Here is a 23,274-nt window from a genome sequence, read left to right on the forward strand (position 1 = left end):
TAGGGCCCACAGAGAAACGTGCTTAGCCTCACCGAGAGGTGGGCAGATCCGGAAAGCCTTGGCTCGGTCAAACAGGTCTGTATCGGTAGCAACATGATTGGTCTCCAGATCCGGACCGATGCGGATACGCCGGAAAGTGCACAACTTGCGGCAAATCGGCTAAAAGCCTAATGGTGAAGAGGTTTATCGGGCGACCGCGGGCAAGTGAGGGAACGGACATGTCTTCATCTACTTATGATCTGATCGTAATCGGTGCGGGCCCTGGCGGCTATGTTGCGGCCATTCGCGCGGCTCAGCTCGGGCTGAGGACCGTCATTGTCGAACGGGAACATCTGGGCGGTATCTGTCTGAACTGGGGCTGTATTCCGACCAAGGCGCTTCTGCGCTCGTCCGAGGTCTTTCACCTGATGGAGCGCGCCGCCGAGTTCGGGCTGAAGGCGGACAAGATCGGCTATGATCTCGATGCGGTGGTGAATCGCTCGCGCGGGGTGGCCAAGCAGCTGAGTTCGGGGATCGGCCACCTGATGAAAAAGAACAAGATCGACGTGGTAATGGGCGAGGCCAGTTTGCCCGGCAAAGGCAAGGTCAGCGTCAAGACCGACAAGGGCGTGCAGGATCTGACCGCCAAGAACATCATCCTTGCCACTGGCGCGCGGGCCCGTGAATTGCCGGGGCTCGAAGCCGACGGTGATCTGGTCTGGACCTATAAGCACGCGCTGCAGCCGCCACGCATGCCGAAGAAGCTGCTGGTCATCGGGTCCGGGGCTATCGGAATCGAATTTGCCAGCTTTTACAATACTCTGGGTTCTGAAACGACAGTGGTAGAGGTGATGGACAGGGTGCTGCCGGTTGAAGATGCCGAAATCAGTGCCTTCGCCAAGAAGGCGTTCACCAGGCAGGGCATGACGATCATGGAGAAATCCTTGGTCAAGCAGCTCGACCGGAGCAAGGGTAAAGTCACCGCCCATATCGAGACCGACGGCAAGGTCAAGAAGATGGATTTCGACACCGTGATCTCCGCGGTGGGCATTGTCGGCAATGTCGAGAACCTCGGGCTTGAGGCGCTTGGCGTCAAGATCGACCGAACCCATGTGGTGACGGACGCCTTTTGCCGAACCGGGGTCGACGGGCTTTATGCCATCGGTGATATCGCCGGTGCGCCGTGGCTGGCGCATAAGGCCAGCCACGAAGGGGTTATGGTCGCCGAACTGATCGCCGGAAAACACGCCCATCCCGTCAAGCCCGAGAGCATTGCAGGCTGCACCTATTGCCATCCGCAGGTGGCCAGCGTCGGATATACCGAGGCGAAGGCCAAGGAACTCGGGTATGATGTCAGGGTCGGAAAGTTCCCTTTCATCGGCAATGGCAAGGCGATCGCGCTCGGCGAAGCCGAGGGTCTGGTCAAAACCGTTTTTGATGCCAAGACCGGGGAATTGCTGGGCGCTCATATGATCGGCGCCGAGGTGACCGAGATGATTCAGGGCTATGTGGTTGGCCGCCAGTTGGAAACCACCGAGGAAGACCTGATGCACACGGTCTTCCCGCATCCGACCCTGAGCGAGATGATGCATGAAAGCGTTTTGGACGCCTATGGGCGAGTGATTCATATGTGACAGGCACGTCATTCGGCCAGTGCGGGAGCGAGGCTCCGCCTCGCGCTCCGGAGTATTTGTCAAAAAGATGAAGAGTGCGGTCCTGCCGAGGATGACGCGCCGGTGCGATATCTCGCCTGTTCTCACTTTGTTCACATTTTTAGGTTGGAGACTCGCCCGCGCTCGCCTATCTGTTAACCACTTGGACACCTGCAGGGGTGCGGAATGTTGGGGGCGTGAATGGCCGAACTCAAGAATATCGAAGTGCGGGGCGCACGCGAGCACAACCTCAAGAGCATCGACGTGGACATTCCGCGCGATCAGTTGGTGGTGATTACCGGGCTTTCAGGCTCGGGCAAGTCGAGCCTTGCTTTCGATACGGTCTATGCCGAAGGCCAGCGGCGCTATGTAGAGTCGCTCAGTGCATACGCCCGGCAATTTCTGGACATGATGGAAAAGCCGGATGTGGATCATATCAGCGGTCTGAGCCCAGCCATTTCCATCGAACAGAAAACCACTTCCAAGAACCCGCGTTCGACCGTTGGAACAGTGACCGAAATCTACGACTACCTGCGTCTGCTCTTTGCCCGCGCCGGCACACCGTTCAGCCCGGCCACGGGCCTGCCGATCGAGGCCCAGCAGGTTCAGGACATGGTCGATCGGATCATGGCGATGGAGGAGGGCACGCGCGGCTACCTGCTGGCGCCCATCGTGCGTGATCGCAAAGGCGAGTACCGCAAAGAGTTTCTGGAACTGCGCAAGCAGGGGTTTCAGCGGGTCAAGGTGGATGGCGAATTCTACGAACTGGATGAACCGCCCACGCTGGACAAGAAATTCCGCCATGACATCGATGTTGTGGTTGATCGTCTGGTGGTGCGGGAAGGTATGGAAACCCGGCTTGCGGACTCGCTTCGCACAGCGCTGGATCTGGCCGACGGGATCGCCATTCTGGAAACTGCACCAAAGGAGGGCGACCCGGAGCGCATCACATTTTCCGAGAACTTCGCCTGTCCGGTCAGCGGTTTCACGATCCCGGAAATCGAACCGCGTCTGTTCTCATTCAACGCGCCTTTCGGTGCCTGCCCGGATTGTGACGGGCTGGGGATGGAGCTGTTTTTTGACGAACGGCTGGTGGTGCCGGACCAGACGCTCAAGATCTATGACGGGGCACTGGCGCCGTGGCGAAAGGGCAAGTCGCCCTATTTCCTGCAAACCATCGAAGCAATCGCCAAGCATTACCAGTTTGACAAGAATACCCCCTGGAAAGACCTGTCGGAGAAGGTTCAGCAGGTGTTCCTGTATGGATCCGGCAAAGAGGAGATCGCCTTCCGCTATGATGAAGGCGGGCGTGTTTACGAGGTAACGCGCGTCTTCGAAGGGGTCATTCCGAACATGGAGCGCCGCTATCGCGAGACCGACAGCAACTGGATCCGCGAAGAATTCGAGCGCTACCAGAACAACAGGCCCTGCCATTCCTGCAACGGGTTCCGCCTGCGCGAAGAGGCGCTGGCCGTCAAAATTGCCGGGCTGCATGTGGGGCAGTTGGTGCAGATGTCGATCCGGCAGGCTCTTGCATGGATCGAGAACGTTCCCGACCATCTCACGCCCCAAAAGCAGGAGATCGCCCGCGCCATCGTCAAGGAAATCCGCGAACGACTCGGATTTCTCAACAATGTTGGTCTGGAGTATCTGACGCTGAGCCGGTCGAGCGGCACGCTTTCGGGCGGCGAGAGCCAGCGGATCCGGCTGGCAAGCCAGATCGGTTCGGGGCTGACCGGGGTGCTGTATGTTCTGGATGAGCCGTCAATCGGCCTGCATCAGCGCGATAATGACCGTCTGCTGACGACACTCAAGAACCTTCGGGATCAGGGCAACACCGTGATCGTGGTGGAACATGACGAAGAGGCAATCCGCGAAGCCGACTACGTTTTTGACATCGGACCCGGTGCCGGGGTGCATGGTGGGCAGGTGGTCAGCCACGGCACGCCCGAGCATGTCGCCGGGGATGCGGCCTCGATCACCGGGCAATATCTGTCCGGAACCCGTGAAATTCCGATCCCGGCCGAACGGCGTGGCGGCAAGAAGAAGTCGGTCAAGGTCGTGGGCGCGGTTGGCAACAATCTTAAGGAGGTCACGGCCGAGTTCCCGCTGGGCAAGTTTGTCTGCGTGACAGGTGTGTCCGGGGGCGGCAAGTCGACGTTGACCATCGAAACCCTGTTCAAGACGGCCTCAATGCGGCTGAATGGGGCCCGCCAAACCCCTGCGCCCTGCGAGACGATCAAGGGATTGGAGCATCTCGACAAGGTGATCGATATCGACCAGCGACCGATTGGGCGCACGCCCCGTTCAAATCCGGCCACCTATACCGGCGCCTTTACTCCGATCCGCGACTGGTTCGCCGGGCTGCCGGAAGCCAAGGCGCGCGGTTACAAACCGGGTCGGTTCTCGTTCAACGTTAAAGGCGGGCGCTGCGAAGCCTGTCAGGGTGACGGTGTCATCAAGATCGAGATGCATTTCCTACCGGATGTCTATGTGACCTGCGAAACCTGTAAGGGCGCGCGCTACAACCGGGAAACACTTGAAATCAAGTTTAAGGGCAAAAGCATTGCAGACGTGCTCGACATGACGGTCGAGGATGCGCAAGACTTCTTCAAGGCGGTGCCGTCTATCCGGGATAAGATGGATGCGCTGGCCCGCGTTGGGCTTGGCTACATCAAGGTCGGCCAGCAGGCGACCACGCTCTCGGGTGGTGAGGCGCAGCGGGTGAAGCTGTCCAAGGAGCTGTCAAAACGGGCCACAGGTCGTACATTGTATATATTGGACGAGCCAACAACCGGGTTGCACTTTGAAGATGTTCGAAAATTGCTAGAGGTTCTGCACGAGCTTGTGGATCAGGGGAACTCTGTCGTGGTGATTGAGCACAACCTTGACGTGATCAAAACCGCAGATTGGATCATTGATATCGGACCGGAGGGCGGCGACGGAGGCGGCGAAATCGTTGCGACGGGAACGCCGGAAACCGTGGCTGAAGAACCCAGAAGCCACACCGGTCGTTACCTCAAGGCGATGTTGGAAGGCCAGAAGGTTGCGGCGGAATAGCGGTGGGGTCGAACCCGTGTCCAACCCCGCCGATCCTACCGAAGGACTATTTCGTATTGCAGGTGTTAATCCCCAGAATCGCATAAGGCGGGCAATTTCCCATTGCGGCTGTCGCCAGCATGACTGCTCCGACAATCCCCGCCAACCATGCCCATCCTCCCGACAGTGCGGCAAAGGCAAGGGCAATCAGGGCAATGCCGATTATGGTGCGGATCACTCGGTCGGTCTGGCCCATATTCCTCGTTAACATCGGATGTTCTCCTAAAGCTGATACCCATCACACTCTAGAAGACATTCCTTGACTGGAATATGATTCAGATCAACCGCGCCCGCGCTTTTCGAAGCGCGGCAGCATAGCCGAGAAATCCATGCCAGTTCCGTCCTCGTTTTCGACGAACTGAGCGTAAAGTTTCTGTGCCATCTCACCCATCGGAGTGTCGGCATCTGCGCTTTCTGCTGCCTGCTGTGACAGGCGAAGATCCTTCAGCATCAGCTCGGCGGCAAATCCGGGCTGGTAGTCGTTGTCCGCCGGGCTTTGCGGCCCAACGCCGGGGGCAGGGCAATAGGCGTTCATCGTCCAGCTATAGCCGGAGGAGGTGGAGACCACGTCGAACATCTTTTGCCGGTCGAGCCCCAGCTTGTCGGCCAGCGCAAAGGCTTCGCAGGTGGCAATCATGGTAACGCCAAGGATCATGTTGTTGCAGATTTTGGCCGCCTGACCGGCTCCGGCATCGCCGCAATGCACCGATTTCTGCCCCATGATCCCGAACAATGGCTCGGCCTTGGCAAAGGCATCTGCCGATCCGCCTGCCATGAAGGTCAGTGTGCCAGCAGCGGCGCCGCCAATCCCGCCCGAGACAGGCGCGTCGACTGACAACAGGCCAGCCGCAGCGCATTGCTCGGCCACTGCACGGGCGCTGTCTACATCCACGGTCGAGCAATCGACCAGCGCCGCGCCGGCGGTCATCGCGGGGATCACCTCACCTGCGACGGCCCGCAGGATCTGCCCGTTTGGCAGCATGGTAATCACTACATCGGCCCCGTTGGCGGCCTCGGCCGCAGTGCCGGCCATACTCACGCCATCTACGGTGACGTCGGCCATGTCAAACCCGGTCACCTGATGGCCAGCCTTGGCAAGGTTGGCCGCCATGGGCGCCCCCATATTGCCCAGCCCGATAAATCCGATTTTCATCTGCTTGGTCTCCTCCTCGAAAGTCAGCGCGTCGCGCCCCAGGGGTCGCAGCATGTTGGACACCGCAACGGCTGGCACGGTCTGGCCAGCATATTGCCATTGCGGATTGCGGTCCTTGTCAATGATCTGAGCCCGGATCCCTTCGAGAAAGTCGCCGTGTTCCATTGACCGGTAGGTGAAACGGTATTCCAGCTCCAGTGCCTTGCGGATGCTCAGGGAGGGTCCGCGCAGCCGACGCAGGATCTCAACCGTGCAGGCCATCGACAAGGGCGAATTCCGGCTCAGGGTCTTCAGTGTGTCACGGGCAAAATCACTGTCTTCGTTGCTCAGCGTGTTGCGTATGTCATCGAGCGATTCACCGGCAAAGGTCCGGTCGATATCGGCCTGCATCCCTCGCAGCGTGCCTTTGGGGGCAGATTCGGCATGACTGGCCACATGCGCAGCATCGCCTGACGCCTCGAGCATTTCGATCAAGGCGCCCCATTTTTCCTGCGGGATGTAGTGATCTGCAAACCCGGCCAGAATCGCGTCATCGGGCCCCATCCGGCCTGCGGTGAGGCCCAGATACTCACCCAGCCGGCCCGGTGCCAGCGCAAGCATCAAGGTGCCACCCACGTCAGGGAGCAGCCCGATCCCGCATTCCGGCATGGCGATCTTGGAGCTTTCGCCAACCACCCGGTGCGAGCCGTGACAACCGATGCCAACTCCGCCGCCCATCGTGAACCCCTGCAGGAAGCTGATGACCGGCTTGGGATATTCGAAGATCATGGCGTTCATGCGATATTCGTCGCGCCAGAAGGTGCGGCCGTATCCATAGTCGCCCTTGGTCCCTGTTTCATAGAGCTCCGCGATGTCGCCACCTGCGCAGAATGCCTTGTCACCTTCGGCGTCGACGATCACGAGATCCACTTCGCCGTCTTCGCGCCAGTTGCGCAGCGCCGCGTCGATTGCCATGCACATGTCATAGGACATGGCGTTCAGCGCCTGTGGACGGGTCAGGGTGATACGGCCGGCGCGGCCGGTGACGCGGATGTCGACGTCGGGCATGATCAGCGCGCCGCCATCATGTGACGCGAGATGATCACCCGCATGATTTCGTTGGTGCCCTCGAGGATCTGATGCACCCGCAGGTCACGGACGATCTTTTCGACCCCGTAATCGGCCAGATAGCCGTAGCCGCCATGCAGTTGCAGACAGCCATTGGCCACTTCGAACGCTGCGTCGGTAACCATCAGCTTGGCCATGGCGCAGAATTTGCTGGCGTCCGGCGCGCCATTGTCGAGCTTCCACGCCGCTTGTCGCAGAAAGGTCCGTGCGGCCTGAAGCTTGGTTTCATACTCCGCCAGACGGAACTGAAGGCCCTGAAACTGGTCTATCGTTTTGCCAAAGGCCTTGCGCTCGGACATGTAGGTCATGGTCATGTTCAGCGCCGCCTGAGCCCCGCCCAACGCCCCAGCCGAGATGTTCAGCCGCCCGCCATCGAGCCCGGCCATCGCATAGCTAAACCCGCGACCTTCTTCGCCGATCAGGTTTTCTGCCGGAATCTTGCAATTGTCGAACTGCACCTGTGCGGTGGGTTGGGCGTGCCAGCCCATCTTCTTCTCGCGGGCGCCAAAACTCAGCCCTTCGCTGCCGTCCTCTACCACCACGGTCGAGATCCCCTTGGGGCCGTCCTCGCCAGTGCGGACCATGGTGACATAAGCATCGGAATAAGACCCGCCCGAGATGAAAGCCTTGGTGCCATTGAGGGAATATCCGTCATTGGTCCGCTCGGCACGGGTGCGCAGCGCGGCAGCATCCGAACCGGAGCCCGGTTCGGTCAGGCAGTAGGAGAACACCGTTTCCATCGTGCAGAGCTGCGGCAGCCATTTCTGCTTGGTTTCTTCGCTGCCGAATTTGTCGATCATGCCACCACACATGTTGTGGATCGACAGGAACGATCCCACGGCAGGGCAGGACATCGCCAGCGCTTCGAACACCAGTGTTGCATCAAGCCGCGACAGCCCGGAACCGCCAAATTCCTCGGACACATACAGCCCGCCAAAGCCCAGCTCGCCGACTTGTGGCCACAGCTCTTTCGGAATGGTGCCCTCGGCCTCCCACGTCCGCGCATGAGGCGCAATGTTGTCCTGTCCGAACGCATGAGCCATGTCGAAGATGGCGCTTTGTTCCTCGGTCAGTGCGAAATCCATGGCAGGCTCCTCCTAAGCCGGACACCGGCAGGGCACCGGGTTGGGCCGGTGATTGCCGGGAAATGAACGTGTGTTTAATTCTTACCGCCGCTGACCCCTTCGATCAAGGCGGCAATCCCGCAAAGAGGGCTTGCGGCGGTGCAAAGCCTATCAGCCCGTGCTTTCATCTTTTTGCAAAAACTCCGGGGGAGTCGCGCCAGCGACGGGGGCAGAGCCCCCACAGGGCGCCCGCCTTACAGATCGGCGTGAAACTCTTCGATCAGGTGGCGGACCACGGCGCGGCCGGGATCTTCGCCCCGGGCCTGCGCTTCGGCGTGCACCCTGCGCTGCCGCGTGGCCGAAGTGCCGGTTTCAGCGATGCGTCGCAGCCGCGTGATTTCGGCAATGGTGCCCAATGCCTCGGCATCCTCGATCAGCAATCCGGTCAGTTCGTCCAGCAAAAGGGCCATGGATTTGATCGAACGATCCCCGAAATCGATCAGCCCTTCGGCGACACCGTATCTTTGCGCCCGCCACCGGTTCTCGGCGATCAGAAACCGGTCATAGTTGCGCCAGCGCAGGTTGCGGGCCTTGAAACGGCAGAGCATGCGCAGGATCGCTTGGTTCAACGCAGCCAGCGCCAGCGTGTCTTCCAAACGGGGCGAGACATCCATGATCCGGGTTTCGAGGGTCGGAAACCGGTGCGAAGGGCGCAGATCCCACCAGATCTTGGTGGTGTCTTCGATCACACCCAGTTCTATCAGCGCCCCGGCCGTCCGTTCATATTCCGCCCAGCTGGAGAATGTGGGGGGCAGACCGGTGCGAGGCAGGTTGTCGAATACCGTCAGCCTGTAGGATGCCAGCCGCGTGTCCTCGCCATTCCAGAACGGAGACGATGTGGACAGGGCCAACATATGCGGCAGGAAATACGACAGTTGGGGCATCAGGTCTGCGCGCAGCGACTTGTCTTCGATACCGACATGGACATGCATGCCGCAGATCAACATCCGGCGCGCTACGCCGCCCAGATCAGCCTGCAGGGCGTCATACCTCTCCTTCGAGGTATGGTGCTGGTCCCGCCAGTTGGCAAAAGGATGGCAGGATACCGCAATCGGAGATAGGTTGTATTCGGATGCGTGTTTGGAAACACAGGCCCGCAGGCGTTTCAGATCCTCTCGGGCCGAGGCAACGTTGGGATGCACGCGGGTGCCGACCTCGATCTGGCATTGCAGGAATTCCGGGCTGACCTGACCTTCGAAATCCGACTGGCAGGCCGTCATCATCGCTTCGGGCGCCTCTGCAAGTTCCAGCGAATCCCGGTCCACGAGAAGGTATTCTTCTTCGATCCCCAGCGTGAAATCCTGCTGCATGGCGGCCTCCCTCGTCGCTCGTGCCAGTGAATACCGAAGCCGGTCCCTTGCCAAGAGGGGCATGGGCTGCCACGGCGCGCGGAATTGCCGCTGCGTGACAGCCCGGATTGGCGGCTTGCGGGGCTATGCCCGGCAGGAGTATGACCTGCAGGATTGCTGATTGGGGAAAGGCTCTGCCGCTGGCGGGGCAGCAAGACGGGGCCAAGCCGTGAAAAAGAGAAAGTTTCCAAAGATCAACCGGTTTCTGGATCGGTTTGACCTGCACCTGACGGATGCCCGCGAAATGAAGGCCGAGCGTACCCGCCTTGAGGCGTTCGAGGCCGCTGGCGGGCTGGATCGTCCGGCCTATGCACTCAGCCCAGGTATGACCGGGTTCGATATTGCGCAACTGGTGCAGGACTACTCGGCCTGCAAGCAGGATCTGGAGCGCCTCAAGGATCCCTCGGCCTGCTCGACCGGGTATCGTGTCAACAACGGTTATTACGACACGCCGGATGCGGATGCGCTATACCTGATGATCCGTCGATATGAACCGAACCGGGTGATCGAGGTCGGCTGCGGCAACTCGACACGCGTGACCCGGCAGGCCATCCGGGACGGCAACATCGACTGCACGCTGACCGCCATTGATCCTTATCCGCGCGCTGACATCGCCCATGTGGTCGACGCGTTTGAACAGAAACGGCTGGAAGAGGTGGATCCGGCTTTGTTCGAAACGCTGCAGTCCGGTGACGTCCTGTTCATCGATTCAAGCCACCAGATGCGGATGAGCAACGATGTGGCGCATCTGTTTTGCCGGATTATCCCGCGGTTGGCGCCGGGTGTGGTGATCCATGTACATGATGTGTTTCTGCCGTTCGAATACCCAAAGCGGTTTTTCTACGACTGCCCGTCATGGGCCGAGCAATATGTTTTGCATGCCTTGTTGCAAACCGGCGGGTACGAGATCCTCTGGCCGGGCTATTTCCTGCAACGGTCACGTCCTGATGCGGTTTCTGCATTGCCGTTTTTGGCCGAAGGTCGGGCGCAGTCGTTCTGGATCCGCAAACTCTGAGCACTGAATTCTGATCTCTGAGCTTAAGGACGCCTTAGTCTGGTCCAAATTTTGTGTTATGGGAACCTAAGGCCAGATCCGGCGGCAAAGCCGGGCATGCGCCAATGAGCAGTTTGAGAGAACAGGATTATAGCCATGAAAGCGATTTGGCGGGCGGGCGCATTGGCTGCGCTGCTGGCTGGTTGGGTCGGTGCCTCGGAAACCCGGGCAGGGCCGGACAGGATCAATATCCTGCTTGGCTCGGAACATCTGGGCGCAACGCGGGATTTCGAGGAGTTCAACCCCGGCCTGTTTCTGACATGGACCAACCTCATGTGGAAAAACCGGCTCGACCTGACCGTCGGGGCGTTTCGAAACAGCTATGGCGACGGCTCGGCGGCGGTGTCCGCAGCTTATCCGCTGATCCGGACCGAAGCCTGGGGGCTGGAGCTGTTCGGGGCGCTGGCGTGGTATCCGGGAAATGGCGATCAATTCGGACATTCGATTGGTGACATGGTGCCGATAGCGGGCGTGCAGGCCCGGTTCCACTATCTGTATATGCAGGCAATCCCGGCCGGAGGGGACGGTGTCGATGCCACTCTGACACTGGGCCTGACATTCCCGGTCAAATGACTGCATAGCCCAATCGACAGGTGGCAACCGCGACTGCCACTATAGTTTTTGTGAAGGTGTGGCAGAACCCAATGCGTTCCGCCGTGGGTCAGAGCAGCAACACCTGCGTTCCGACCTCAACCATCTCATAAAGTTCTTCGACATGCTGGTTATAAAGGCCGATGCATCCCGACGAACTCTGTCGCCCGATCTTTCGGGTGTCGTGGGTGCCATGCACAAGATAGGCCGGCCATGTCAGATACATGGCACGGGTGCCGAGCGGGTTGCCGGCACCGCCCTCCATGCGCTCCGGCAGGGTCGGATCACGTTCCCGCATCGAGGCTGTAGGTGTCCAACTGGGGTTTCGGGCTTTGCGCACAACCTTGGTGTAACCACGCTTTGTCAGCTCTTCGGTCATCGGCACGGATGAAGGGTAGAGCCGATAGGTTTGCCCGTCGCCGCCCCAGTAATGCACAGCGCGGCTTGATATGTCAGCCAGCAGACATCCAACACCAAGCGTTTCGAAATGGTCCTGCCAATTCTGTTGCCGGAACGAGGAGATGTTGCGCCGAACCGGGGTCTGCTCGCGGATCGGATCCTCAACCTGCGGGAAGGCATCGGTGCTTTGCGCGCGCAGCAGCGTCGGAGTTGCCAGCGCAGAGACTGCACCGAGCAGCGTGGCACGGCGGGTAAGGCGGGAATTCGACATGCTCTGGACCTCTTGCGGTTCTCGCTTGTTTCGCGGAACATACGCAGAGCGTCAAATGAACGCCACACACGTTTCCGTCAACGCAGGCAGTTCTTTGCCGACAAGGTTTCGGGATGTGGTAACCGGGAGGAAGCCCACATATCGTGGCGGCCAAATTTATTAAGATTTCAAGACTCTGAGGGTAGTTCGCAAGATGATCAGATCACCTTTTTTCGGTATCGCCCCGGCTGTTCTGCTTGTCGCGGGATGTGCCAATTCCGGCGCAAATTACAAACCCGTTGTAGATGGGCCGGTCGGACCGGCCTACGAGGCCGATCTGGCCGCTTGCCAGTCACTGGCCGCATCGTCTCCGACTGTCGACGGAAACACAGCGGGTTCCGCCGCCACCGGTGCAGCGGTTGCCGGGGCGTCGTCGGTGATCTGGAACGGAAACAGTGACAATCTTGCCGAAGCTGCCGCAGTTGGCCTGATTGCAGGCATCACGGGAGATGCTGTCCAGAAGAACAAGCAGCGTGAATCCGTGGTTAAGAATTGCATGCGAGGGCGGGGCCACAACGTAGTCGGCTAACTTTGCGATACGGATCCATAAAGAAAAGCCCCGGAGGATCTCCGGGGCTTTTTTCATTGTGCCGAGTGTCACGCAAAAACGTGGATTACTCCATCACCGGGATCGAGAACTCGCCGCCTTCCTTGATGCCCGAAGGCCAGCGGGCGGTGATGGTTTTGGTGCGTGTGTAGAATTTGAACGCATCCGGACCATGTTGATTCAGATCGCCGAAAGCCGATTTCTTCCAGCCGCCAAAGGTGTGATAGGCGAGCGGAACCGGGATCGGAACGTTGACGCCGACCATGCCGATATTGATGCGATTGGCAAAGTCGCGGGCGGTGTCACCGTCGCGCGTGTAGATTGCGGTGCCGTTGCCGTATTCGTGGTCCATCGCCAGACCGATAGCCTCTTCGTAGGACTTGGCACGCACTGTGGACAGAACCGGGCCAAAGATCTCTTTGCGATAGATGTCCATGTCCGGGGTCACGTTGTCGAACAGGTGCGGTCCAACAAAGAAGCCATCTTCGTACCCCTGTAGCGAGAAGTCGCGGCCGTCGACGACCAGTTTGGCGCCCTGATCGATGCCGGATTGCACGAGGCCAAGAATGTTCTGCTTGGCCGCACCGGTCACAACCGGACCGTAATCCACGTCATTGCCGGCGGTATAGGGGCCAACCTTGAGCGCCTCGACACGCGGAACCAGCTTTTCGATCAGCCGGTCGGCGGTCTCGTCACCCACGGGAACGGCAACCGAGATTGCCATGCAGCGTTCGCCTGCGGCACCGTAACCGGCTCCCACCAGCGCATCTGCGGCCTGATCCATGTCCGCGTCGGGCATGATGATCATGTGGTTCTTGGCCCCGCCAAAACACTGAACGCGCTTACCCTGAGCACAGCCGGTGCCATAGATGTATTCGGCGATCGGGGTCGAGCCGACAAACCCAACCGACTGGATGGTGTCGTTGTAAAGGATCGCGTCCACGGCTTCTTTGTCGCCATTGACGACCTGCAGGATGCCCTTGGGCAGACCGGCCTCTTCCATCAGTTCGGCCAGCATCAGGGGAACCGAGGGGTCACGCTCGGACGGTTTCAGGATGAAGGCGTTGCCACAGGCGATCGCAGGGGCAAACATCCACATCGGGATCATGGCAGGGAAGTTGAAGGGCGTGATGCCCGCAGTCACGCCCAAGGCCTGACGCATCGAGTACATGTCGATGCCCGGTCCGGCGCTGTCGGTGAATTCACCCTTCAGCATTTGCGGTGCGCCGATGCAGTATTCGACCACTTCCAGACCGCGCTGAACATCGCCAGTCGCATCCGGCAGCGTCTTGCCGTGCTCGCGGCTCAGGGCCTCGGCCAGTTTGTCCATGTCGCGGTTCAGCAGATCAACGAACTTCATCAGGACGCGGGCGCGGCGTTGCGGGTTGGTGGCAGCCCAGGCCGGCTGAGCGGCTGCGGCGATCTCGACGGCCTTTTCCATTTCTTCGGTCGAGGCCAGCGGACATTTGGCCTGAACCTCACCCGTGGCCGGGTTGAAGACGTCGGTAAACCGGCCGGACGTGCCTTTGACATGTTCGCCGTTGATGTAATGGGTCAGTTCCTGCATCGGACTCCTCCAGAAGTAAAAATCACCACAGAAAGCTGTGGCGCGGCAATTTCTCGGGTAGGATAGGCTTGCAAAATTCACCTGAACAGAGGCAACATCTCAAAAAGGTTTTGCAATTCCGCAGAGAGAAGAGGGCACAATGGATCCGCATTGGGACGATATGAAGGTATTTCTGGCAGTGGCGCGCGAAGAAAGCCTTTCCGGTGCGGGGCGTATCCTGAAACTGGATCCGGCCACGGTAGGGCGGCGGATTGCCCGGCTCGAAGCCTCGATGGAGACCTCGCTGTTCGTCAAATCGCCTCAGGGCTATGCCCTGAGCGCCGCCGGAGAGCGTCTGCTTGTCCACGGAGAACAGGCCGAACAGGCGATGAGGGCCGCAGGCGAGGCGTTGGCTGGACCCAGCGACACCCTGTCGGGTCAAATCCGAATCGGCGCACCTGACGGCTGTGCCAATTACCTCTTGCCGCAGGTCTGTTCGCGGATCGCATCAGAAAACCCGGATCTGGACATCCAGATCGTTGCCCAGCCACGGGTGGTCAATCTGTCGCGGCGTGAGGCGGATATGGCGATCACGGTGAGCCCTCCCACCGCCGGACAGCTGCTGGTGCAGAAGATAACCGACTACAAGCTGCATCTGGTCGCCTCGCGGCGTTATCTGGTGAACAGTGACCCCATCAACGGGCCCGAAGACCTGATCGGGCGCCCGTTCATCGGCTATATCCCTGACATGATTTTCGATGCAGAGCTCGACTATCTCAACGAATTGGGGGTCAAAAGAGTTCAATTGGCGTCGAATTCGGTGCCTGTCCAGTTGAAGCTGGTGGTGCAGGGGGCAGGGCTGGCAGTGGCGCATGATTTCACCATCCCCTCGCACAGGCCGTTGCGTAAAGTGCTGGCCGACGAGATCAGCCTGACCCGAAGCTTTTATCTGGTCCGTCATCAGGGGGACCAGCGCAGCGAACGGCTCAATCGCTTTGCCGAGGCGCTTGTGGATGGCCTGCGCGAAGAGGTCGCGAGGCTTGAAAACCCCGGTTGACTTGATCATTCATTACGGCAACGCTTTTCGAAACGACAGAATTTCGTGGAGGTATTGCGTATGCTGGTCCAGCAGATCTTGAAGTCCAAAGCCGGTTCCGGAGTTGTGACATTGGCCCCGGATGCAAAGGTCTCGGATGCCGCCCGGATCCTGTCGGAAAAGCGTATCGGCACCGTTGTTGTCTCATCCGATGACGGCCAGACCGCCGACGGCATCCTATCTGAGCGCGATATCGTGCGGGAACTGGCCAAAGAGGGAAGTGGCTGTCTCGACCAGAGTGTCAGCGCCTACATGACGACCAAACTGGTAACGTGCACCCGCGAGGATAGCGCCGAAGATGTGCTGACACGAATGACCGAAGGTCGGTTTCGCCACATGCCGGTTGTCGAGGATGGCAAACTGGTTGGTATCGTGACCTTGGGCGATGCGGTCAAGGCACAGCTTTCGCAACTGGCCATGGAAAAGGACGCGCTGCAAGGCATGATCATGGGCCACTGATACCTGAACGTCCGAAACCGCGAACCAATCAAACTGGGACAGGGACGCCAGTGGCGGCTTTCGGGGCTTTGCGCGTATAGACCTGCCCCGACGGAGCAAGACAAGAGTTTAGAGGAGCATTATGAGAACCGCATTGTATCCGGGAACCTTTGATCCGATCACACTGGGGCATATCGACATTATCCGGCGGGCTGCAGCACTCGTCGACAAGCTGGTTATCGGGGTGGCGATAAACCGGGACAAGGGTCCGCTTTTTTCGCTCGAGGAGCGGGTGGCGATGATCGAAGCTGAATGCGTCGAACTGTCGGCGCAAACTGGTACCGAAATCGTGGCCCATCCGTTCGAGAACCTGCTAATCGATTGCGCCCATGATGTCGGCGCCCAGATCATCGTGCGGGGCCTGCGCGCGGTCGCGGATTTTGAATATGAATTCCAGATGGTCGGAATGAACCGGGCGTTGGACGATAGTGTCGAAACGGTGTTCCTGATGGCTGATGCGCGCCGGCAGGCCATCGCGAGCAAATTGGTCAAGGAAATTGCACGGCTCGGCGGAGATGTGTCGAAATTCGTCACGCCACCGGTTCACGCCGCGCTAGAGGACAGGTTGGGCTGATGCTCTGCTTGTCTGGCAGAGCAGGATGCGGTCAGATATCCGGCAGGTCAGTTGAGATTCAGCGCCAAAAAGCGATCCATTCGAGGAACTCAAAAAGCTTCTTTCCCAGAAAGATCAGGTGCTCGGTGCCAAAGAAGGCAACATCGATGACCAGCGCGGCGATGATGAAAGACCCGAGCCAAATTGCGATCTGATTGGTCATGCTGTTCCGGTTCCAAGAAAAACGCCCGCCCAGATAACCTGAGCGGGCGTCTGATCTCAAGCGGTTAGGGCGCGGATCAGCCCAGCTTGCCCATGGCAACGGCCACATCGGCCATACGCACCGAGAAGCCCCATTCGTTGTCGTACCACGCCAGGATCCGGACCATGCGGTCATCCACAACGCGGGTCTGGTCCGGGGCAAAGATCGAGCTTTCCGGAGTGTGGTTGAAATCGGTCGAAACCAGCGGCGCGGGCTCATAGCCCAGAACACCTTTCATGGCGCCCTCTGCAGCGGCTTTTGCCGCTTCGTTGATTTCTTCGGCGGTCACATTGCGCGCGGCGCGGAAGGTCAGGTCAACAGCCGAGACATTCGGGGTCGGCACGCGAATTGCCGATCCGTCCAGTCGGCCTTTGAGGCCCGGCAGAACCTCTCCCAGCGCCTTGGCGGCTCCGGTCGAGGTCGGGATCATCGACATGGCCGCGGCACGGGCGCGGTAAAGGTCCTTGTGGCGGCGGTCCAGCGTCGGCTGGTCACCGGTATAGGCATGGATGGTGGTCATGATGCCGTGCTCGATGCCCACGGCCTCGTCCAGCACTTTGGCGATCGGAGCAAGGCAGTTCGTGGTGCACGAACCGTTGGAAATCATCGTGTGACCGGCTTCGAGTTCGTTGTCGTTGACACCAAAGACGATCGTCTTGTCGACGTTCTTGCCCGGTGCCGACAGCAGAACCTTCTTGGCGCCGCGATCAAGATGCACATTTGCCTTGGTGCCGTCGTTGAATTTGCCGGTGCATTCCAACACCACATCGCAACCCGACCAGTCCAGCTCGTTCAGGTCATAGGTCGAGAACATCTGCATGTCGCCGCGGCCCAGGTTCATGGTGCCGTCGCCGATGGTAACCTCGCCGGGGAAGCGGCCATGAACACTGTCATACTTGATCAGGTGGGCGGCGGTTTCCAGCGGGCCGGTTGCGTTGACCTTGATCACCTCGATGTCGTCGCGGCCCGAGGCTGCGATATGCGACAGGGTACAGCGGCCGATGCGGCCAAATCCGTTGATGCCAACCTTGATGGTCATGATGCGTCTCCAAACTCGTGCGGGTTGCGGGCGATATAGACGGGCAGGCGGGGTTCAGAAAGGGCAAAAGCGCCGCATTAATAACCTGTTAGCGCAAACTTGGCGCGGTTGCGCTAACAGGGCAGTCTTTGCGGCCATTCGAAGTGAACCCGTCAAGGCGCATCGATCCGGAATCCTGTCTCGGACTTGCCAGAGCGGTGGAGATTGCGCGGGGGCCTGCCTGAGTATTTCCAAGCGCGCAAACCGCTGCTTGTGGTTTTCCGCAAGTTTTTCCTTTGCTGACCTTGCATGGCAAATCCCGCGGACGAGGGCTTAACCTGCATCGCATTCCCGGCTATGAATTGGCAGGATCGGGATCCGGCAAATCAGTCTTAGGGGCGAACACATGAGCGGACTTCTGGCTTTGCTGGACGATGTGGCGGGGATCGCCAAGGTGGCGGCGGCATCGGTTGACGATGTGGCGGCAGCGGCGGGCAAGGCCGGGGCCAAGACCGCCGGAGTGATCATCGACGACGCCGCCGTGACCCCGAAATATGTGCAGGGATTCGCCCCGGCACGGGAACTTCCGATCATCTGGCGGATTGCCCGGGGATCCATATTCAACAAGCTGGTGCTGCTCTTGCCTGTGGCGATGCTGCTGGCGAATTTCGCCCCGTGGATGATCACGCCTCTGCTCATGCTGGGCGGGTCATATTTGTGTTTCGAGGGCGCCGAAAAGATCTTTCACGTCCTGTTCCCCCATGGTGACAAACACATCGAACAGGACATGTCGATTCAGGATCCGGGACATCTGGAAGAGAAGAAGGTCAAAGGGGCCATCAAGACCGATTTCATCCTGTCGGCCGAGATTATGACGATTGCCCTGTCGGCCATCGAGGCCCCGAATGTCTGGATGCAGGCCGCGACGCTGGCGGTTGTCGGTCTGGGTGTGACCATTGCTGTTTACGGGTCTGTTGCGTTGATCGTGAAGATGGACGATGTCGGGCTGTTTCTTGCCAACAACTCACGCACAGGAATTGGACGCGGACTTGGCCGGGGGCTTGTGCGGTTCATGCCGGTGCTGCTCAAGATCCTGTCGATCGTTGGCACTGCCGCGATGCTGTGGGTGGGTGGATCGATCTTGGTTCATGGTCTCGAAGAGCTTGGCTTTGGCTGGCTGGGCCATCACATCCACGACATCGCCTATGCCGTTGGTCACTCCGTTCCTGCCGGGTGGACAGCGGTGGTCGAGTGGATCGCCAAGGCAACGATGGATGGTGTTCTGGGGCTGGCTTGGGGGATGGTTCTGATCCCGCTGACCACCAAGATCATCCTGCCGCTCTGGAGCACCGTCTCCGGCAAACCGGCCGCGCATTGACGGCCTGTAATTCCGTGACGTGAGGTTATCGCTGGCCGGGTCGGGTTCCACCGATATTGTCGGCCGGGTGAGACAGGAGGACACGCATGGCCGGGCTATTGCTTTCCGAGGTTCTGAATGCGGCTGAACCCCTCGATGGCGGGTTGAGCTTTCCGGTTCCTGCGAACTGGACGCAGGGCAGGACCGCCTATGGCGGTTTTACGTCGGCGCTTTTACTGGCTGCGGCCCGGCGTGGTCACGAAGACCTGCCGCCGCTGCGGTCGGCGCTGATCAATTTCACGGCTCCGGTCGCAGAACCGCCGACGATCAGGGCGGAAACCCTGCGGCAGGGCCGGAACGTGACCACGGTGAACGCCCGCGCCGAAATCGGTGGTAAGGTCGCTGCTGCGGCAATGTTTTCTTTTGGCCGGGCGCAGAAAAGTCAGGTGGCGTTTGGGTTGAAGGCACCCAAAGCGGACGCCCCCGAGGACGCAGCGGCCTATCTATCCCCCGGTGCTCAGCGCCGCGCTGCGACATTCTTTGAGAATTTCGAGATGCGGATGATCGAAGGTGATCTGCCGTTTTCCGGCTCGGATCGCGGCTATTTGCGGGTTTGGGCACGCCATCGGGATCCGGAGATGCATGGCAGTATTGAGGGGCTGATCGCTATTGCTGATCTGTTGCCGCCAGCCGTGTTCCCGATGCTCAGCCAGCCGGGACCGAATTCTTCGGTGAACTGGATCTGCAACCTGCTGGCCGATGCTCCCCGAACCCGCGATGGGTGGTGGATGGTCGAAAGCAAACTGACCGCAGGAAGCGATGGTTACAGTTCGCAGGTCATGCGAATGTGGAACACTGACGGGGATCTGGTGGTCGACGGGATGCAGTCGGTGGTGATTTTCGTCTGAGCGACGATCCGGTCAAAAAAGATTCTGAAAAAGAAAAGCCCCGGCGCTTGGCCGGGGCTGCGTAGCGCTTTCTTGGCCGGATATCAGCCCAGCAGGTCCTTGACCTTTGCGACGGTGGCCGCAGCGGTGATGCCGAATTTCTCGTAGAGTTCGCCGGCCGGTGCAGAGGCACCAAAGCGGTCCATGCCGATGAAACCGGCCTTAGCTTCGCGTCCGCGTTCACCCAGCAGCCAGCGATCCCAGCCGCCATCGCGGACAGCCGCCTCGATGCCAACGCGGACCGGGCCTGCCGGCAGCACGCGCTTGCGATAGGCTTCGTCCTGTTCGGCGAACAGTTCCATGCAAGGCATCGAGACCACGCGGACACCGATCCCTTCGGCTTCGAGCAGCGCCTTGGCTTCCAGTGCGATGGCCACTTCGGAACCGGTTGCGATCAGGATCGCCCGGCGCTTGTTCTCGGCATCGGCCAGCACATAGCCGCCCTGAGCGGTCAGGTTCTTGGACTTGTGCTGGGTCCGCACAGTGGGCAGCCCCTGACGGGTCAGCGACAGCACCGAAGGGCTGTCCTTGAAGGTCAGCGCCAGCTCCCAGCTTTCCGCAGTTTCGACCGTGTCGGCGGGACGGAACACATAGGTGTTCGGGGTCGCGCGTGAAATTGCCAGATGTTCCACCGGCTGGTGGGTCGGACCATCTTCGCCGAGACCGATCGAATCATGCGTCATTACAAAGACGCTGGGGATCTGCATCAGCGCGGCAAGGCGCATGGCGGGGCGGGCATAATCGGTAAAGCACATGAATGTGCCGCCATAGGGACGGATACCGCCATGCAGGGCCATGCCGTTCATTGCGGCGGCCATACCGTGTTCGCGGATACCCCAATGGATGTAGCGGCCCTTGCGATTCTCGGGCAGGAACACGCCGAGATCGCCGGTCTTGGTGTTGTTCGATCCGGTCAGATCGGCGGAACCGCCAACGGTCTCGGTCATGATCGGATTGACCACTTCCAGCACTTTTTCCGACGCAGCGCGCGTGGCCAGCTTGGGCTGATCTTCGGCAACCTGCTTTTTGAGCGACCGGATTGCGCCGGACAGCTTCTTGGGCGCCTCGAACGCGTATTGACGGTTGAACTCGGCCTGCTTGCGCTCGGAGATCTCGGCAAAGCGGGCTTCCCATTCCACACGGTCGGCCGCGCCGCGGGCGCCGATGGCCTCCCACTCGGATTTCACGTCGGCGGGCACTTCAAAGGGGCCGTGATCCCAGCCATAGGCGCCTTTGGCGGCCAGCAGCTGGTCCCCGTCGGTGAGCGCACCGTGACCCTTGGAGGTGTCCTGCGCGGCATGGCCCAACGCGATATGCGTCTTGCAGGCAATCATCGACGGTTTCCGCGAGGTCTTGGCCTGGGTGATCGCGGCGTCGATGGCGCGCGGGTCATGCCCGTCAATCTCGATCACTTGCCAGCCCGAAGCCGTGAAACGACGCACTTGATCGGTGCGGTCGGCAATGTCCACGGTGCCGTCGATGGTGATGTTGTTGTTGTCCCAGAACACGATCAGCTTGCCCAGTTCGTGCCGCCCGGCAAGGCCGATCGCCTCTTGGCTGACGCCTTCCATCAGGCAGCCGTCACCGGCAATGACATAGGTATAGTGATCCACCACCTTCTTGCCGTAACGGGCGCGCTGGATTTCCTCTGCCATGGCAAAGCCCACGGCGTTGGAGATCCCCTGGCCAAGCGGGCCGGTTGTGGTCTCGATTCCCTTGGCGAGGAAATTCTCGGGGTGACCTGCGGTTTTTGCGCCCATCTGGCGGAAGTTCTTCACTTCTTCCAGAGTGATCTCGGGGTTTCCGGTCAGATAGAGCAGGGAGTAAAGAAGCATCGACCCGTGCCCTGCCGACAGGATGAACCGGTCGCGGTCCGGCCAGGTCGGATTGGCGGCGTCGAATTTCAGGTGCTTTTCGAACAGCACCGTTGCCACGTCGGCCATGCCCATCGGCATGCCGGAATGGCCGGAATTGGCGGCGGCGACGGCATCCAGCGTCAGGGTGCGGATGGCGGTGGCTTTGGTCCAGTGATCGGGGTTTGCTTTGCGCAGGGCGGTCAGGTCCACGGCAGATCATTCCTTTGGAAATCGGCAGATTGGCCGCTCAATACCAGCCATGCCCCAAATAGCAAGCACTAGCCTGCGCATAGATGCGGATCACATCAGGTCAGGGCTGCAAGTGGTTGAAACCAAAGAGGGGGTAATTTACCTCGGCATTGAGTAGACTGAACATCAGATCGGCCCGGATCCGATTCGCCGCAGATGCAGGGTGGCGTGTTCCGGGGCGGTCGCGTGGAAAAACACGCGAAAGTGCAAGAACATAACGCACGGGAAGGTGAGGGGCATGAGCCAGATCGAGGACCTGCAAAGCCGTATCACGGCAGCGATGGAGCGTATCAGCACAGGGCTTGACGTGCTTTCGGAGCAATCCGCAAACATGTTGACGGATGACTCTGGCGGCGCGGCGGAGGGGGATGCGGAAAATTTCTCCGAAGTCGCGGCGGCGCTCGAAGAAGAGAAGCTGGCCAATGCTCAGCTTGAGGAACGCCTGAAGTCACTGAAAGCCAGGCACGCGGAAGAGCTGGCCGCGCTTCAGGACACCCACGGAGAGGCGGACAGCGCGGAACTTGAAGCCGAGATTGCCGGGCTCAAGGCACAGCTGGAGCAAAAGGCAGAGGCCGAAAGCGCCCGGGACGCGGCCGAGGCCGAGATCGCGGAACTGAAGGCACAGCTTGAGGATCGCAGCCAGATCGAAGCGTTTGAGGCAGAGATCGAGACCCTGAAGGCGCAGGATCAGAGCGCCGAGGTCGAACGGCTGCAATCCGAAAATTCTGCATTGAACGAACAGCTTGCCGCGGTTGAAGACCCGCAGCCGTTGAAAGCCGAGCTGGAGATGCTTCGCGCCGAGCGGGTGACGCAGGCCGAAGTTACCGGCAAGCTGGATATGGATATTCAGCGGCTGCGACAGTCCAACGATCAGCTGCGCGAAGCCATTACCGCACTGCGCGAGGCGAACGAAGCCGGTGTTGGCGAGCCGCATCTGATCAACAAGGCAATGCTGTCCGAGCTGGATGCTTTGCGGGCCGTCCGGGCAACGGATGCCGCGGAAGCGGCCGCCATACTGGCCCGGCTCGAGCCGTTGCTGGCGCAGGCCAATCTGCCAGAAGGGGAGGAAGCGTAATGCCTGAAGTGACCATTCAGATTGGTGGCCGTGGGTTTGAAGTCTCCTGTCAGGAGGGCGAGGAAAGCTATCTGCTGTCAGCAGCAAAGATGCTTGATGACGAAGCACAAGTGCTGTCGGATCAGATCGGCCGGATGCCCGAGGCACGGATGCTGCTGATGGCCGGGCTGATGCTGGCTGACAAGACCGCCGCTGTCGAAGATCGGATCCGTGAAACCGAGGCGCAGTTGGCCGAGTTGCAGGCCGAGCTCGACAATCTGCGGGACGCACCGGCACCCGAGCCGGAAAAGATTGAAGTTGCGGTTGTGCCGCCTTCAGTGACCGACACGCTTGCCGAACTGGCAGCCCGCGCCGAGGCGCTGGCCGATCAGATCGAAGAAAGATCCGCCTCGTAAATCGCGAAAAACCAAAGAAAAAGGCCGAAGCATTCGCCTCGGCCTTTTTTGGTTTTCA

Annotated in this window: 21 protein-coding genes and 1 pseudogene; 12 read left to right on the forward strand and 10 right to left on the reverse strand. The window is 59.9% G+C overall.

Annotation, left to right across the window (positions count from 1 at the left end; translation table 11 throughout):
• The first annotated feature begins 218 nt into the window (after positions 1-218).
• Both lpdA and uvrA read left to right on the forward strand, forming a co-directional pair.
• Positions 219-1,613 (forward strand): dihydrolipoyl dehydrogenase, encoded by a 1,395-nt coding sequence (lpdA, locus tag ACP15U_RS12450; RefSeq protein ID WP_425045468.1) that lies wholly within the window; start codon positions 219-221, stop codon positions 1,611-1,613.
• Between the two features lie 219 nt (positions 1,614-1,832).
• Positions 1,833-4,691 carry an excinuclease ABC subunit UvrA gene (gene uvrA / locus ACP15U_RS12455; RefSeq protein ID WP_425045469.1) on the forward strand — a complete coding sequence of 953 codons (2,859 nt, stop codon included), beginning with the start codon at positions 1,833-1,835 and terminating at the stop codon, positions 4,689-4,691.
• A 46-nt stretch (positions 4,692-4,737) separates the two neighbouring features.
• Here the strand turns inward: uvrA and ACP15U_RS12460 are convergent, their stop codons facing one another.
• The 5 genes and pseudogenes from ACP15U_RS12460 to ACP15U_RS12480 all read right to left on the reverse strand — a co-directional run bounded on the left by ACP15U_RS12460 (position 4,738) and on the right by ACP15U_RS12480 (position 9,424).
• A complete protein-coding gene (locus ACP15U_RS12460; protein ID WP_425045470.1) occupies positions 4,738-4,941 on the reverse strand; it encodes a YgaP family membrane protein in 204 nt (67 codons plus the stop codon).
• Positions 4,942-5,010: 69 nt separating this feature from the next.
• Positions 5,011-5,883, reverse strand: coding sequence for a 3-hydroxyisobutyrate dehydrogenase (gene mmsB / locus ACP15U_RS12465; RefSeq protein ID WP_425045552.1), 873 nt, complete (start codon positions 5,881-5,883; stop codon positions 5,011-5,013).
• A 90-nt stretch (positions 5,884-5,973) separates the two neighbouring features.
• Positions 5,974-6,930, reverse strand: a pseudogene (locus tag ACP15U_RS12470) (enoyl-CoA hydratase/isomerase family protein); the annotation flags it as partial.
• A 2-nt stretch (positions 6,931-6,932) separates the two neighbouring features.
• Positions 6,933-8,075: an acyl-CoA dehydrogenase family protein gene (locus ACP15U_RS12475; RefSeq protein ID WP_425045471.1), complete on the reverse strand. Its 1,143-nt coding sequence runs from the start codon at positions 8,073-8,075 to the stop codon at positions 6,933-6,935.
• A 233-nt stretch (positions 8,076-8,308) separates the two neighbouring features.
• Complete coding sequence (locus tag ACP15U_RS12480; protein WP_425045472.1) at positions 8,309-9,424, reverse strand: carboxylate-amine ligase; 1,116 nt, start codon at positions 9,422-9,424, stop codon at positions 8,309-8,311.
• A gap of 208 nt (positions 9,425-9,632) precedes the next feature.
• Here ACP15U_RS12480 and ACP15U_RS12485 point away from each other — a divergent pair, with 208 nt between their 5' ends.
• Together ACP15U_RS12485 and ACP15U_RS12490 are read left to right on the forward strand one after the other, a co-directional pair.
• Complete coding sequence (locus ACP15U_RS12485) at positions 9,633-10,478, forward strand: class I SAM-dependent methyltransferase (RefSeq protein ID WP_425045473.1); 846 nt, start codon at positions 9,633-9,635, stop codon at positions 10,476-10,478.
• A 135-nt stretch (positions 10,479-10,613) separates the two neighbouring features.
• The gene (locus ACP15U_RS12490; protein ID WP_425045474.1) at positions 10,614-11,090 is read left to right on the forward strand and encodes a hypothetical protein; all 477 of its coding nucleotides are present in this window, start codon (positions 10,614-10,616) and stop codon (positions 11,088-11,090) included.
• Positions 11,091-11,178: 88 nt separating this feature from the next.
• On the opposite strand, the gene ACP15U_RS12495 is transcribed toward ACP15U_RS12490, so the two are convergent.
• Positions 11,179-11,778 (reverse strand): L,D-transpeptidase, encoded by a 600-nt coding sequence (locus ACP15U_RS12495; RefSeq protein ID WP_425045475.1) that lies wholly within the window; start codon positions 11,776-11,778, stop codon positions 11,179-11,181.
• Between the two features lie 193 nt (positions 11,779-11,971).
• Here ACP15U_RS12495 and ACP15U_RS12500 point away from each other — a divergent pair, with 193 nt between their 5' ends.
• The gene (locus ACP15U_RS12500) at positions 11,972-12,346 is read left to right on the forward strand and encodes a glycine zipper family protein (RefSeq protein WP_425045476.1); all 375 of its coding nucleotides are present in this window, start codon (positions 11,972-11,974) and stop codon (positions 12,344-12,346) included.
• Positions 12,347-12,431: 85 nt separating this feature from the next.
• On the opposite strand, the gene ACP15U_RS12505 is transcribed toward ACP15U_RS12500, so the two are convergent.
• On the reverse strand, positions 12,432-13,931 hold the full coding sequence (locus ACP15U_RS12505) for a CoA-acylating methylmalonate-semialdehyde dehydrogenase (RefSeq protein ID WP_425045477.1): 1,500 nt from the start codon (positions 13,929-13,931) through the stop codon (positions 12,432-12,434).
• A gap of 139 nt (positions 13,932-14,070) precedes the next feature.
• Between ACP15U_RS12505 and ACP15U_RS12510 the strand changes: the two genes are divergently transcribed.
• The 3 genes from ACP15U_RS12510 to coaD all read left to right on the forward strand — a co-directional run bounded on the left by ACP15U_RS12510 (position 14,071) and on the right by coaD (position 16,078).
• Positions 14,071-14,967, forward strand: a complete 897-nt coding sequence (locus ACP15U_RS12510) for a LysR family transcriptional regulator (protein WP_425045478.1) — start codon at positions 14,071-14,073, stop codon at positions 14,965-14,967.
• 60 nt (positions 14,968-15,027) lie between these two features.
• Entirely contained in the window at positions 15,028-15,465 is a 438-nt protein-coding gene (locus tag ACP15U_RS12515; protein ID WP_425045479.1) for a CBS domain-containing protein, read from the forward strand.
• A 121-nt stretch (positions 15,466-15,586) separates the two neighbouring features.
• Entirely contained in the window at positions 15,587-16,078 is a 492-nt protein-coding gene (gene coaD, locus ACP15U_RS12520) for a pantetheine-phosphate adenylyltransferase (RefSeq protein WP_425045480.1), read from the forward strand.
• 58 nt (positions 16,079-16,136) lie between these two features.
• Here the strand turns inward: coaD and ACP15U_RS12525 are convergent, their stop codons facing one another.
• Together ACP15U_RS12525 and gap are read right to left on the reverse strand one after the other, a co-directional pair.
• Positions 16,137-16,280, reverse strand: a complete 144-nt coding sequence (locus ACP15U_RS12525; RefSeq protein ID WP_425045481.1) for a hypothetical protein — start codon at positions 16,278-16,280, stop codon at positions 16,137-16,139.
• 76 nt (positions 16,281-16,356) lie between these two features.
• The gene (gene gap / locus ACP15U_RS12530) at positions 16,357-17,358 is read right to left on the reverse strand and encodes a type I glyceraldehyde-3-phosphate dehydrogenase (RefSeq protein ID WP_425045482.1); all 1,002 of its coding nucleotides are present in this window, start codon (positions 17,356-17,358) and stop codon (positions 16,357-16,359) included.
• Between the two features lie 385 nt (positions 17,359-17,743).
• Between gap and ACP15U_RS12535 the strand changes: the two genes are divergently transcribed.
• Both ACP15U_RS12535 and ACP15U_RS12540 read left to right on the forward strand, forming a co-directional pair.
• On the forward strand, positions 17,744-18,715 hold the full coding sequence (locus tag ACP15U_RS12535; protein ID WP_425045483.1) for a DUF808 domain-containing protein: 972 nt from the start codon (positions 17,744-17,746) through the stop codon (positions 18,713-18,715).
• Between the two features lie 86 nt (positions 18,716-18,801).
• Positions 18,802-19,602, forward strand: coding sequence for a thioesterase family protein (locus ACP15U_RS12540; protein WP_425045484.1), 801 nt, complete (start codon positions 18,802-18,804; stop codon positions 19,600-19,602).
• Between the two features lie 83 nt (positions 19,603-19,685).
• Here ACP15U_RS12540 and tkt read toward each other — a convergent pair whose 3' ends face one another.
• A complete protein-coding gene (gene tkt / locus ACP15U_RS12545) occupies positions 19,686-21,707 on the reverse strand; it encodes a transketolase (RefSeq protein ID WP_425045485.1) in 2,022 nt (673 codons plus the stop codon).
• Positions 21,708-21,984: 277 nt separating this feature from the next.
• Between tkt and ACP15U_RS12550 the strand changes: the two genes are divergently transcribed.
• Entirely contained in the window at positions 21,985-22,821 is an 837-nt protein-coding gene (locus ACP15U_RS12550; protein WP_425045486.1) for a hypothetical protein, read from the forward strand.
• Entirely contained in the window at positions 22,821-23,216 is a 396-nt protein-coding gene (locus ACP15U_RS12555) for a cell division protein ZapA (protein WP_425045487.1), read from the forward strand. The genes ACP15U_RS12550 and ACP15U_RS12555 overlap by 1 nt, the downstream gene beginning before the upstream one ends.
• The last annotated feature ends 58 nt before the right edge of the window (positions 23,217-23,274 follow it).

The organism is Primorskyibacter sp. S87 (assembly GCF_049801055.1).
GTDB lineage: Bacteria > Pseudomonadota > Alphaproteobacteria > Rhodobacterales > Rhodobacteraceae > JBNAGF01.